We start from the raw sequence: 13374 nt of genomic DNA on the forward strand, positions 1-13374 counted from the left end.
TCGATATGCCATTCCTGGGGGGCACCTGCCTCGCGGCCAGCCCCCCGTTTGGATGGATCAGTGATGACCCCCATGGCCGCCACCGCCGCCATGACCGCCACCACCACCGTGGAAGCCACCGCCCCCACCGCCGTGGAAACCGCCACCACCACCGCCATGGAAGCCACCGCCTCCACCGTGGAAGCCGCCGCCGCCATGATAACCGCCACCGCCATGCCAGCCCGGGCCGCCGCCGTGCCAGCCGGGACCGCCACGATAACCGCCATGCCAGCCATGCGGACCGCCGGGGCCACCATGACCGCGCCAGCCCCAACCGCCGCCCCAGCCATAGCCGCGGCGCCAGCCATAGCCGCACCAGTACCAGCCCGGGCCGCTCCAGGCCGAGTCATACCAGCAATAGCGGTGACCGCTCCACATGAAGGGATCGATGCCAATGCCTACAGCGATGGGTTGGGCTTGCGCTTCGGTGGTGGCCAGCGGCAGGCCGCCGGTCAGCACCGTTGCGGAAAGCACCAGCGCGAAGAGGGATTTTTTCACGGGGTCGCACCTTTCTTGCCGGCATTGGGGGGATCAGGCCGGCGGCTTGTTTTTTGCTGTCGTCTTTTCGCAGCAAGCGGAAAGAAACAGAACCTGTAGATATATAGCCGGGGAGGCCTGTCGGTTCCCTGAACCGCGCCGTCAGAGGCTGTTTATCGACGAGGAAGCATGCGCGGCAAGTATCTGGCTCCGCGCGATCTTTCTGCCTATCATGGCGGACGCCGCCGGAGGACATGCGTGGAAGAGACCGCCCAGAACAGCAACAGCGATGCTAGCCCCGAGATGGCCGGGGACGACTCGGATCGTCGCTCGTCCCGTCCACCCGCCACAGGTGCGCGACGTGTGGGCTGGCTGGTGCTGGGTCTGGTGCTGGTGGGGATCGGCATCATCGGGCTTTTCGTGCCCTTGCTGCCGACCACGGATTTCATGCTGCTGGCCTTGCCCTGTTTTGCGCGATCCTCGCCCCGGCTGGAGCGCTGGCTGGTCGAGCATCCGGTCTTCGGGCCGCCGATCCGGGCGTGGCGCCGTGATCGCGCCATTCCGCGCCATGCCAAGATGGCGGCTTGCGCGGGGATGACGCTGGGCTTCGCGCTGTTCTGGTGGCTGGTGCATCCGCGTGGCTGGGTGCTGCTGCTGGTGGGCGGCTTGCTGTTCTCTTGCGCCTTGTGGATCGTGCGGCGGCCTTCGGGTGAGACGCGCTAGTTTTTTGTTGTCGCATCGTGCAAAAAGCCGGTGCCCACTTTTTTGCACGATGCTTTAACGGCGGGTCACGTTTGGCGCACGGCTCTGGGTCGGTCGGGGGGCTTACGGGATAAAGCGGCGCGGCGTGACTTGCGCCTGTCACGGATCTCTGTTATTGAGAATGGATCGCAACAACTGTTCGGTGCTGTTCCCGGCATCGACCGGCCGGCCACTCAGGAGGAGACGCCCCATGCCCCCCGCTTTCTCGCCTCCAACCTATTCTCCGCCCTCTTATTCCCCCAAGCCGTCGACCTCGCCGCTGGTGCCTTCCGCGATGGTGGTAGCGGCCATGCGCTGCTGGCGCCGCGCGCGTGACAATGGCGAGCCGGTGCAGCCCAGCCTGACGGCCACCTTGCGTCCTCAGGTGGGGGCGATGCTGGCGCCGGTCTTCGCCAGCCTGATGGCCTTGTGCGAGGCGGCGATGGCGCGGCCTTTGAAGGTGGGGGCGGAGGCTGGCACCGGCCTGTCGGCGGATGAGAGCATGGTGGTGGGGCTGGTCAATGGCTCGCTCAAGCGGCGGGCCTGCCTGACCTGTACCGCCGAGGCGGCCAGCGCGCTGGATTGCGCGCTGTGCTCGACCCGGTTGATGGTGGCGCAGGCTATGTCTGACCGGATGCCGGTTCTGACGAACTGATCGCGCGCGTTGCGCCCAGCCAGCGAGAGAGGGCAGGCAGGCGGGGCAGCAACCAGCGATCGAAGGGCAGCAGCACCGCCAGCGAAAGTGTGAACAGCGGCAGCCAGACCAGCAGCAGGATCATCAGCGCCCATGGCGCGACGCCTTGCAGTCGCGCCGGATTGGCGGCGGGGCGAGGGGCGCCCAACTGGCCTTGCGGTCTGCGGCGCCACCACATCACGCCGCCGCTGACGGCCAGCGTGATCAGCATCAAGGCTGTCGCCAGACCGATCAGCTGGTTGATCCAGCCGAAAAGCTGCCCCTCATGCCAGGCGACGCCATAGGCCACGACCCTGTCGATGGGGTGGCGGTTGGTGATGTCCTCGCGGGAGGTCAGCTGGCCTTGCGCATCGTAATGCAGCGTGACGCGCAAGGGGCGGTTCTGCGCATCGGAGCGCACCGCCCAGCCTTGCGCCGCCTTGCCGCTGCTGCCCTCGCCGGAAGGCATGCCCGGCGGCACCACCAACGCGGGGAAGGCCAGATGGGCGTTGCGTGCGTTGGTGACCATGGTGTCGAGCATGGCATCGTCATCCATGGGCATGGTGGCCATGTGCATGCCCGGCATATCCATTCCGGCCATATCCATGCCTGCCATCATCGCGGCATGGTCGTGTTCAGCATGGGGGGCTTCCGCTTGCGGGGCGGGGCGTCCGCCGATGGTCCAGTCCGGCGTGCCCTGCATCCAGCCCATCTCCTGCCGGATGGCGAGGAAGGCGCTGCCCCAGGCGTCGGCCCATGGCAGGCCGGTGAGAAGCAGCACCAGCGCCAGTCCCGAGACCCAGAAGCCCGTCACCGCATGCAGATCGCGCCAGAACACGCGCCCCTTGGCCGTGAGGCGCGGCCAGAGTGTACCCGCAAGGCCTCGCCCGCGCGGCCACCACAGATAGAGGCCCGTGACGATCAGCACGATGGCCCAGCTGGCCGCCAGTTCGACGATCCAGCTGCCGCGTCTGCCCAGCAGAAGTTGGCCGTGGATGTTGCGGTCTATGGCGATGATGCGATTGTCCGGGCGCAATGTGCCCAGCAGGCGGCCTTGCGGGCTGACGAAGGCGTCGGTCATGGTGCCATCGGCAAGGGCGAGGTGCAGCATGGCGGCGTCGCCCTCGCGTTCGGGGAGGCGGTAATAGGTCAGGTGAGCGCCGGGGAAGGCGGCCAATGCTGCAGCGACCTGCGCCGAGGGCGGTGCAGCATTGTGGGTCGGCAGGTTGTGGAAGGCGCGTTCTTCCCAGCGCTCCACCTGCGGTTTGAACAGGAACAGCGCGCCCGAGAGCGAGAGCAGAATCACCAGCGGCAGCACCAGCAGGCCAGCGTAAAAGTGCCAGCGCCAGACGGTGCGGTAGAAGGTTGAGGTCATGGGTTTTTCCTCAGATATGCGCGCGCAGGCCGAAGGTGGCCCACAGCGGCATGCCCAGCGCGGGAATGGTGCCGCCGCGCACCGTGGTGCCGTTGGTGGTGGTGACGCCATAACCCTGATCGAGGTAGCGCACATTGGTCAGGTTCTGCGCCGAGGCGTAGAGTTCCAGCCCCTTTATCACCTGCCAGGACGCGCCCAGATCGAGCGTCGTCGCGCCATCATTGCGCTGATTGTGCGAGGTGCTGTTCCAATAGGAGGGGAAGCTTTTCACCGTGGCGTTCAGGCTGAACTTGCGGGTGATGCGCCATTGCGCCGAGGCATTGGCGATCCATTCGGGCACTTGACCCAACTGCTGGTTGATGGGGTCGGGGATCACGCCTGCCGAAGCCGTGGTGTAGCGCGAAGAGGTGAGATGGGCATCGGTGTAGGTGAAGCCGCCGGTCAGGGAGAGGGGGCCTTGCGACCATGATCCCAGCACCTCGAAGCCGCGCAACACGGTATCGCCTGCGTTGACATATTGGCTCACCGTGCCGCCGTTGATGCTGGCAAGGCCGGTGCCGCAATAGTTGGTGGCGGCGGAACAGCCCGACTGCACCGTGGCATAGTCGATGAAGTTCTTCAGCTTGTTGGTGTAGGCCGTGGCCGACAGCGTCAGCCCGGCCAGCAGTTTGGAGCCATCCAGATCGAAGCCGGCCTCCACGCCCAGATTGGTCTGCGGCTTCAGATCGGGGTTCACCGAGGTGGAGTTCGTCCCGCTGATGATCGAGCGGTACATCTGGTTCATCCCCGGCGCGGCGAAATTGCTGTAGCCCGCAGCGCGCAGGCTGAGCGCCCCCAGCTTCAGCTTGGCGCCGAGGCGCGGGTCGAAGCGGGCGTAGCTCTGGTTGGCGATGGTCTGCGCCACAGGAGAGCCCAGATAGAAGCCGTTGAGGCTGCCGTTGGCGGTCTGCCAGAAGTCTCCGCGCAGGCCTAGAGTGATGGCCAAAGGTCCATCGCCGGGCACGAAGCTGGCCTGAGCGAAGACGCCCTCGAACTGGTGTCGCGCGTGGGACAGCAGATTGCCGGTGGCGCCTGACGTGCCGAAGAAATTCACCGGATCGTTGCTGGTGATGGTGCGGCCATCGACGCCCAGCTTGATGTCATGCAGCGCGCCAAGACTGGCCTGCCACACCAGCGATGCGCCCAGATTGCTGTAAGTGGCATGCTCGGTCTGCGACACATAGGGCACGCCCACGGACGGGTTGAAGATGCTGAAAGATGGCGACTGGCCGACGTTGGTGGTGTCCATCGCGCCCGAGCCATACCAGCCATTCAGCGACAGCTTGCCGGGGCCGACACCCTTCTCGCCGCCAAAGCTGATGCGGAAGGTGTCCCAGCGGTTGCTGGTGCCCTGCCAGACTTGGCCGGTCTGGCGCAGGCTGTGCCACAGGGCCGAGACATAAAGGTGTGCGTCGGGCGCGACATCGGCATGCAGGCTGCCGCCCAGATTGAGGTTCCGCGATGCTGTGGCGACCATATAGGGGTTGCGATAGGCCTCTGGCGTCTTGTTATAGCCGTCGCTGGTGGTGTCCGATGCGGTGATCCCTGCCACCACGCCCGGCGCGATGCCGATCCCGGCATTCGCGGTGGCCGAGTAAGTCTTGTAGCTGCCCGCGCTGATGTCCAGATCCATATGGCCTGCTTCAGGGCGCTTCGAGACGATGTTGACGATGCCGCCCATCGCCATATTGCCCCACAGGCTGGTGGCGCCGCCGCCGCGGATCACCTCGATGCTTTCGATCTGGCCCTTGGCCACCTGGTTCCAGTCGACCACGCGGAAATAGGGATCGTTCATCGGCATGCCGTCCAGCATGACCAGCGTGTTGACATTGGTGGTGGTGCCAAAGCCGCGAATGCTGAAGGTGTCGCCCGTGGGGTGGAGCGCGGCGGCGGGCTGGTTCAGCGTGAAGATGCCGGGGATGTGGTTGACGATCTGGTCTGTGGCCATGGCGGGGGCGGCCTGAACATCTTTCGCCGACAGCACGCTGGCGGAAACATCCATATCTTTGAGCGCCGTGCCGCGTGCAGCGGTGACGACGATACCGGTGCTGTCAGCCTCATCGGCCATGGCGGGGAGGGCGCCGGCCAGCATGGCGGGCAGCGCGAAGAAAACAGTCTTCATGAAACATCCTGTCCTGAGCAAGGCGCATGCCGTTCGCTGTGCTTATGAGCAGCGATGGATGCGAAATCCCGCGCGCGGGGCGCGGGCCACTGGGTCAGGAGAGGGCAGGTGGTCCGCGCAGCGGCGGGCGCAGGAAGGCGATGCGGCGCGGTGCGGGTGCCAGAACGGGCGCAAAGCCCAGCGCCAGAACAAACGCCAGCGCCACCGCCAGCAGCAGCGGATCGGCACCGCCCAGCATGGCATGACCAAGCGCCGTGAAGTGGCAGGGGCTGTCGCTCTTGGCCTTATCCTCGCCGGAGTGGCTTGAGGGCAGAACGATCTTTTGCGTCACCTGCTGACCCAGCGCATCGGCGCAGATCTGCACCGTCAACACGCGAGAGTCGCTGCCCAGCATAAAACCGGCGGGCACCAGCGCCTTCATCGCCAGAGTCAGCGCGATCAACAGCGCTGCCACACGGCGATGATGGAGGAAAAAGGCGCGAAGGGCGGTCATGCTGGTGGCGTCTCTACAACAGGTCACAAGCTTATACCATTGTCCCCATGGTCGATATGCAGGTTCAATTTGTCAATTTGGCGGCATATCCCTACCGGGGCGCTCGACAAAGGGGCGGGAGGCCCCATCGCGCCGCATCTGGCGCGCCGGGTAGAAAGATTTGATGATGGTTGCGACTGCTGTTTTCCGCTCCGCTTCGCGCAAGCTGGCCCTGTTGGCGACGGGCGCCGCGCTGGCGCTGCCTTTGGTGGGCCATGCCGAGGCCTCGCCAGATGCCGCCGAGCAGGCGCATGAAAACACTACCATTCGCGTCGTCGGCCATCCCGATCCCGAAGGCCTGCTGCCCGACCAGAGCGCGCCCAAGGCGATCAGCGCCGTCTCCAGCGCCTTTATCGAGAAGCAGGCGCCCACCTTCAACGCCTTCCAGCTGGTGAACCTGCTGCCGGGCGCCAATGTCTCGATGAGCGATCCCTTCGGCCTGTCGACCAGCTCCAGCCTCACCCTGCGCGGGCTGGGTCAGGACGAGATCGGCGTGCTGATGGAGGGCGCCCCCCAGAACGACATCGGCTATTACTACGCCTATCCCTCGCAATTTGCCGATGCCGAGAATGTGAAGCAGGTGGCGCTGGGGCAGGGTTCGGTCGATCTCGATTCGCCGATTGTGAATGGCGCGGGCGGCTTGCTGTCGCTCAGCCTCGATGATCCGCATCAGAAGATGGGCGCGCTGGTGGACGGCACGCTCGGATCGTACAATCTGCGGCGCTTTTTCGGGCGCTTCGACACCGGCCAGATCGGCAGCAGCGGCCTGCGCGCCTTCGTCTCCTATTCGAACACCTATGCCGACAACTGGCGCAACCCCGGCTATGAGCGCCGCCAGCACATCGACACCAAGCTGCTGAAGGAATGGGGCGAGGAAAACCGCGCCAGCATCGCCTTCTCGTTCAACGATGCCCGCAACTCCACCTATGCCAACCCCACGCTGGCCGACTGGCAGAGCTATGGCCGCTCCTATGGCTTCGATGCCACCTATGCAGCGGGCGGAGCGAACTATTGGCGGCTCTATCGCCAGCCCTTCCGCAATGAGTATGTCTCGGCCCCGGTGCATCTGAAACTGGCCGACAATCTGCGCTTCGACAGCACCTTCTACCTGCAATATGGCTATGGCAACGCGCCCTATGGCACGGAATTGACCACCACCGGCAATTACCTCGGCACGCAGGCATTGACGCAGCCGATCAACCTGCCGGGCGCGGTGGATGGCACGGCCACGGTGCTGGGCAATTACATCGGCAGCCAGTTCCGCACGGGCGATGTCGCCAAGCTGACCTACAGCGCGGGCCGCCACACGCTGACCGCCGGCCTGTGGTTCGATTACGGCAGCGACCATGACACCCAAAGCTTCACCAGCCTGAACGACAATGGCCTGCCGCTCGACCAGTGGGGCTATGACAGTAACGCCATCCACACCGCCGATGGCCGTCTGCTGGCGCTGGAGAACATCACCACCATCACCGTCACCAAGGGCTTCTTCCTGGCCGACAGCTTTGCCATCACGCCCAGGCTGAAGGTGGATATGGGCTTCAAGGGCGTGGATCTGCTGCACAACGGCCACAACTGGCTGCCCGGCAACCAGAGCGCCGTCCGCACCGACAGCTTTGCCGCCCTGCCGCGCGCCTCGGTGCATTACCAGTTGGATGACCGTCAGCAGATCTTCGCCAATGTGACGACCAACTTCCGCGCCCCCGATCAATACACCATGTATGACACCTATGATGGCTTCGGCGGCATCGCCAGCCAGGGCACCACGGCGCTGAAGAACGAATATTCGATCAGCGAGGAGCTGGGCTATCGCTGGCAGGGGCGCAACCTGTCGGCCTCGGTCACGGCGTTCCATTACAACTTCCGCAACCGCCAATTGGCGACGCTGGCCGATATCAATGGCGCGCAGGTCTACACCACGATCAATGCGGGGCATCAGACCTCATACGGCGTCGATGCCGAGGTGGACTGGCGCCCGATGGAGGGCCTCAGCTTCTACGCCTCGGGCGAGTGGCTGCATGCAAGGCTGGGCGACAACCTTCCCGTTGGCGATGATTTCCTGCCCACGCGTGGCAAGCAGGCGGTGCAGGCTCCTGCCGTGCAGTTGGGCCTTGGCGGTACCTATGACGACAAGCGGCTGTTCGGCAGCTTTGCGCTGAAATATGTCGGCAAGCAGTACAGCACCTTCATGAATGACGAGCACATTGGTGCCTATGCCACGCTGGACCTCTCGCTGGGCGTGCATCTGGCCGACTGGATCGACGGCAAGCGCACCGATCTGCGGGTGAACCTGATCAACCTGACCAATCCGCATGTGCTCTCGGGCGTGTCGGGTATCAGCCCCAATGCGCAGGACACGGTCGGCACCAATGGCACGGTGATCGCCGGTGCCGCGCCGACCTATTACATCGGCAGCGGGCGTGCCTTCTCGGTAACGCTGGCCCGCGCGTTCTGATGACACGATGAGCGGTGACCCGCATCTGATCCACGGCATGGGCACCGGGCTGGAAGCCCCCAGCTGGCCCGCCATCACGCCGGATGAGGCGGAGGCAGTCCTGTCCCGCTTCCCGCAGGCCGGGCGGCTTGAGGCGCTGGAGTGGCATTCGCCGCGCCCGTTCTCCTCGGCGGCTTTGGCGCGGACGGATCGCGGAGAGCTGTTCCTCAAGCGCCATAGCCGCCGCCTGCGGAGCCCTGAGGGATTGGCGCAAGAACATGCCTTTATCGCCCATCTGGCGAGCAAGGGCCAACCGGTGGCCGATCTGCTGGTGGCGGAGAACGGCGCCACCGCTCTGGCGCAAGGCGATTGGACTTGGGAAATCCACCGCAAGGCACAGGGCCTCGATCTCTACCGAGACCGCCAATCATGGACGCCCTTTATCGAGCCCGGCCATGCCTTTGCCGCAGGCGCCGCGCTGGCCCGGCTGCACCGCGCGGCGGAGGGTTTTGCCGCACCCGCAAGGCCCGTCCAGCCGCTGGTCACCAGCCTGAGCATCCTGCCCGCGCCAGACCCTCTGGCGGCGGCGCGGACCTATATCGCGGCCCGCCCGGCACTGGCCACCTATCTGGCCGACAAGCCTTGGCAGGCCGAACTGTCGCGCCTCTTCGCCGCGCTGGACTTGCCCGCACTGCAACCCCTTCTAGCCGCGCAACCCAAACTCTGGACGCATAACGATTGGCACCCCTCCAACCTGCTGTGGAGTGTTGAAGGCGAGGTGGCGACAGTCCTCGATTTCGGCCTGTCGGACCGCACCTGCGCGCTGCATGATCTCGCCACCGCGCTGGAACGCGTGGCGGTGCGCTGGCTGGAATTGGGGCCGGATGGAACCGCCATCACCGAGCCCGAGGATGCGCTGGCGCTGCTTTCAGGCTACGCCAGCGTAACCCCGCTCACCCCGCAGGATCGCGATCTGCTCGCCCGCCTGCTGCCGCTGGTGCATGTGGAATTCGCCCTGTCCGAAGCCGATTACTTCCACGGCGTGCTGGGCAAGGCGCAGGATGCCGATCTGGCATGGCACGGTTTCCTGATCGGCCACGCCGAATGGTTCCTCACGGCAGAGGGGCAGGACCTTCTGGCGCTTGTCCGCAACGCCGCTTTGCCGCACACCTAAGACCCCACACAAAGGCCGCATGATGACGCTGTTTGGCATGTCCCTGTTCGAGATCGTCGCTGTCATCGTCAGCTTTGTCGGCATCTGGCTAACGGCGCGGCGCCATATGCTGTGCTGGCCGGTCTGCCTCGCGGCCTGCGCACTCTATTTCAAGCTGTTCCGCGACGAAAAGCTCTATGCCGATATGGCGCTGCAGCTGCTCTTCGGCCTCGGCATCGCCTATGGCTGGATCGCCTGGCGCGGCGACCGCGACGCCAGCGGCGAGGTCATCGTCCGCCCCCTGCCGCCCGGCGAGGCGCTGATCGGGCTCACCGCAGGGGCCATTGGCGCCGTCGCCATCGGCTGGTTCACCAGCCATTACACCGATGCCGCGCTGCCCTGGGTGGACTCTGGCCTCACCAGCTTCAGCCTTGTGGCGCAGCTGTGGACGGCGCGCCGCCACAAGGCCAACTGGCTGCTGTGGATCGTGGTGGACGTGATCTATGTCGGCATGTTCGTCTTCAAGGGGCTGTACCCGACCGCCGTGCTCTATGCCGCGATGGTGGGGCTGGCGGCGATGGGCTATGTCGATTGGCACAAGGCCGGGCGCAGACCGCTGACTGCGTAGGGCCTACTCTTCGCGCAGCCACGAAAGCAGCCCCGCCCCGATCCCCCTGGGGTCGGCATAGACCGTGCGGGCGGGGAGGGAGACCATGATCTCCAGCCCGCCTGACGCGCCATTGGCGATGCTGATGCGGCCCTTCAGACGGGCCACTCTCTCGCGCATACCCGGCAGGCCGAAATGGCCTTCGCGGAAACCGGCCTCCAGAATGGCCGGATCGATGCCCACGCCATCATCGGCAAAGCACAGATCCAGCCGGGCGCGCCGCCAGTTGATACTCACCAGCATCTCTTTCGCCCCCGCATGGCGCAGCGCATTGAAGAACACCTCGCGCGCCAGTGCCGAAAGCTCATGCGCGGCCAGCGGCGAGAGATCCTGAGGCACCCCGCTCACCATCGTCCGGCAAGGCAGGCGATCCCCCAGCACCGTCTGGGCAATCCGGCGCAGGCTGCTTTCCAGATCGCCCGGCGCCTGAGGCAGGCGCAGGGTCTCAACCCTTTCGCGCAGTTCCACCACCGCATCCTGCGTGTTGTCCAGCGCCTGCTCCAGCCTGAGCCGCGCCGCTTCGCGCGGCGGCAGATCCTGCGCGGCCACCTCGACATGCAGGATCAGCCCCTGAATGGATTGCAGCAGCGTATCGTGGAGTTCGCGGGCGATGCGCTCACGCTCGTCATGGCGCTCTTCCATGCGCAGGCGGACATGGGCCGCCACCGCGCGCATCCGCGCATGATAGGCCAGCCACAGCAACAGCACCGCCAGCCCCGCGCAGAGCAGCTTGAAGGGCCAGTCCTGCACAAAGCCGGGGCGGATGGTGAGATGCAGCAGGCTTTCCGGCCCCCATACGCCATCGCCCCCGGCGGCCTGCACATGGAAGGTGTAACGGCCCGGCCCAAGATTGGTGTAGGTGGTGGCGCGGCGGTTTTCGGCCTCCACCCATGCGTTATCAACCCCGTCCAGCCGAAAGCGGAAGTGCAAGGCCTCGGGCGCGGCGGCCCCGGGGCTGGTGTAGGCCAGACGGATGGTGGAACTGCCTGGCGGCAGCACGGGCTCATCAGGATCGCGCAGCAAGCCGCCGCTGAACGTCAGGCCGCTGATCCGCACGGCAGGCGGCGCAGATAGAGCGGGCAGGGTGCGCGGGTCCAGCATGGCCACACCCGAAGCGCTGGCCAGCCACAGCCGTCCGTCGGCCCCGGCCAAAGCCTGTGTGCCGATAAAACCGGGATGCTGCATGGTGACGGGCAGGCCATCGCCAGTGTCAAGCAGGCGGTGAGGGATGGGGCGTCCGGGATGCTCGAAGCCTGCATCCAGATCTTGCGCCGAGACCATCGCCAGCCGCCCCGGCCCATAGAACCAGCTTTCGCCCCGCGCGCCGCGCACCACGGTGCGCATGGTGCGCAGCCATGGCTGATCCTGCGTTGTCAGCACGGCAAGATGCCCGTCCCGCAAACGCGCCACGCCCAGTTCCATCGTGAAGAGAAAGCCCCGCTCCCCCGCATCGATGCCGCGCAGCTGCCCCAGCTTGAGCGGCGCCAGAGCGATCCGGCGGAAGGCTGAGCCCTCCACCACCGTCACACCGTCCACCCCGTCGGCAAAAGCGACATGGCCCTGGCGACCCAGCCGCAGCCCCGCGCCGGGCAGCAGCAGATTCTTGCCTTGCCCGGCGCGGTGCCAGCCCGCTTGATCCTGCCACCACACCGCATGATCCTCGCCCAACACCCATGACCGGCCCTGCGGATCACGCAGGCAGCCAAAGGGCATATGCACTGGCAGGGGCGAGACATCGCGCTTGGCATGGCCCTCCAGCCGGAACATCGCGTCGCTGTCGGCCAGCCACAGGGCATCGCCGGTGGTCTCGCACAAAGTCGTCTCGCGCTGGAGCCGCATGCGCAGCCTTGCAGGCCCGTTCATGGCGATATCATAGAGGTTGCCATGGTTGAGGATATGCACCGCCCCGTCCCGCGAGGCCGCAAAAGCGATCCCGTCGATCGGGCTGGTGGCGATGGCATGGTTGATGGCGATGGGGGCCCGCGTGAAACGGTCGAGCCCCTCTTCGGTGGAGACCCAGACCGTGCCGTTGCGGTCCTGCAGCATGCGGCGGGTCTGATCGGAGGTCAGGCCGCCTTGCGCATCCATGACCTGAGCGCGGCTGGCCGGATCGTCGGGGTTGGCGATATGCAGCAAGCCCTTGGTGCGCGTGGTTTCCCAAAGGCCGCCGGTTTTGTCGAAACGCAGCGTCGGCAGGCCGGTGCCGGGCACGGCGGGCCAGGCGGGGCCTGTCGCCCGGCCGTCCGCATCCAGCCGCGTGATGGCATGCCGGTCACCCACCCAGAGTTGGCCATGGGCATCCTCGGCCAGAACGGGATACTCGAAGCGTCCCGGGTGCCAGCGGAAGCGATGTTCGCCGGGGCGCAGTTCGGCAAGGCCAGCGCCATCCTGCTCGGGGCTCATCACCGGTAGCCAGAGCGAGCCGTCGCTGCGGCGGATGAGCGGCATGGCATAGCCCGGTGGCAGACCGAAAGCATCGTCCATCAGCGCCCAGTGCCCACCTGCGTAACGCCACAGCCGCTTGTCGATCCCGCCCCATTGTGCCCAGATCGCGCCATCCGGCCCCTGCAGCAGGTTGACGATCTGCGGCGGTGGTTCGCGCATGCCACCGTCCATCAGCCTGCCGCCGCGAAAGACCGCCACGCCGCCGCTGGCTCCATAGCCGACCCAGACCTCACCCTGCTGCGTGACGATCAGGCTGGTCGCGGCGGCTTCGGCAAAACGGGCGCCGTGGGGGGCGGGGATATGCTCGAAACTGGTGCCGTCATAGCGCCACAGGCCGTCGCGCGCGGCCAGCCAGAGATAGCCCTCGGGGCCTTGCGCCATGGCGCTGATGCCCGGGGGGGCGCCCTGTTGCGCGGTCAGCGCGGCATGGGTGAGGTTCGGGAATGCGGGGGCTGTTTGCTGCGCCTCGCCCGCGCCCGTCATCAGCGCCAGAGCGAAGGCAACAGCAAGGCGCCAGCGGTTTGGCAAAGCAGGGCGGGGGTGCAGCATCGCGCCCTTATAGGCAGGGCGGCGTGCTCCGCCAGAGGGCGCGGCTGCGCAGAATGACGCATCCGACCGCCGAGGCCATCGACAGCGCCGGAAAGGCAATGCTAGGCGGGTGAGGCCCCACCCTGCTC

General features: G+C 66.1%; 10 protein-coding genes. 5 read left to right on the forward strand and 5 right to left on the reverse strand.

Annotated elements, in window-relative coordinates:
* Window positions 1-57: 57 nt before the first annotated feature.
* Window positions 58-537: a hypothetical protein gene (locus tag HGK27_RS03255; RefSeq protein WP_206238703.1), complete on the reverse strand. Its 480-nt coding sequence runs from the start codon at window positions 535-537 to the stop codon at window positions 58-60.
* A 237-nt stretch (window positions 538-774) separates the two neighbouring features.
* Between HGK27_RS03255 and HGK27_RS03260 the strand changes: the two genes are divergently transcribed.
* Both HGK27_RS03260 and HGK27_RS03265 read left to right on the forward strand, forming a co-directional pair.
* Window positions 775-1239 carry a YbaN family protein gene (locus tag HGK27_RS03260; RefSeq protein WP_322099013.1) on the forward strand — a complete coding sequence of 155 codons (465 nt, stop codon included), beginning with the start codon at window positions 775-777 and terminating at the stop codon, window positions 1237-1239.
* Between the two features lie 229 nt (window positions 1240-1468).
* Window positions 1469-1912, forward strand: coding sequence for a hypothetical protein (locus HGK27_RS03265; RefSeq protein WP_206238704.1), 444 nt, complete (start codon window positions 1469-1471; stop codon window positions 1910-1912).
* Here the strand turns inward: HGK27_RS03265 and HGK27_RS03270 are convergent.
* The 3 genes from HGK27_RS03270 to HGK27_RS03280 form a co-directional block, all read right to left on the reverse strand.
* Window positions 1878-3305, reverse strand: a complete 1428-nt coding sequence (locus HGK27_RS03270) for a PepSY-associated TM helix domain-containing protein (protein WP_206238706.1) — start codon at window positions 3303-3305, stop codon at window positions 1878-1880. The two genes, HGK27_RS03265 and HGK27_RS03270, sit on opposite strands and share 35 nt — an antisense overlap.
* Before the next feature lie 10 nt (window positions 3306-3315).
* Complete coding sequence (locus tag HGK27_RS03275) at window positions 3316-5466, reverse strand: TonB-dependent receptor plug domain-containing protein (RefSeq protein WP_206238708.1); 2151 nt, start codon at window positions 5464-5466, stop codon at window positions 3316-3318.
* Between the two features lie 94 nt (window positions 5467-5560).
* On the reverse strand, window positions 5561-5959 hold the full coding sequence (locus HGK27_RS03280) for a hypothetical protein (RefSeq protein WP_206238710.1): 399 nt from the start codon (window positions 5957-5959) through the stop codon (window positions 5561-5563).
* A gap of 166 nt (window positions 5960-6125) precedes the next feature.
* Here HGK27_RS03280 and HGK27_RS03285 point away from each other — a divergent pair, with 166 nt between their 5' ends.
* From HGK27_RS03285 to pnuC, 3 genes are read left to right on the forward strand one after another with little or no spacing between them, the layout of a single operon-like run.
* Window positions 6126-8453: a TonB-dependent receptor gene (locus HGK27_RS03285; RefSeq protein WP_206242769.1), complete on the forward strand. Its 2328-nt coding sequence runs from the start codon at window positions 6126-6128 to the stop codon at window positions 8451-8453.
* Between the two features lie 7 nt (window positions 8454-8460).
* Window positions 8461-9606, forward strand: coding sequence for a phosphotransferase enzyme family protein (locus HGK27_RS03290; protein ID WP_206238712.1), 1146 nt, complete (start codon window positions 8461-8463; stop codon window positions 9604-9606).
* Window positions 9607-9643: 37 nt separating this feature from the next.
* A complete protein-coding gene (gene pnuC, locus HGK27_RS03295) occupies window positions 9644-10213 on the forward strand; it encodes a nicotinamide riboside transporter PnuC (RefSeq protein ID WP_206242771.1) in 570 nt (189 codons plus the stop codon).
* 3 nt (window positions 10214-10216) lie between these two features.
* On the opposite strand, the gene HGK27_RS03300 is transcribed toward pnuC, so the two are convergent.
* Window positions 10217-13246, reverse strand: a complete 3030-nt coding sequence (locus tag HGK27_RS03300) for a sensor histidine kinase (protein ID WP_206238714.1) — start codon at window positions 13244-13246, stop codon at window positions 10217-10219.
* Window positions 13247-13374: the final 128 nt, after the last annotated feature.

The sequence above is a fragment of the Novosphingobium terrae genome, assembly GCF_017163935.1.
GTDB lineage: Bacteria > Pseudomonadota > Alphaproteobacteria > Sphingomonadales > Sphingomonadaceae > Novosphingobium > Novosphingobium terrae.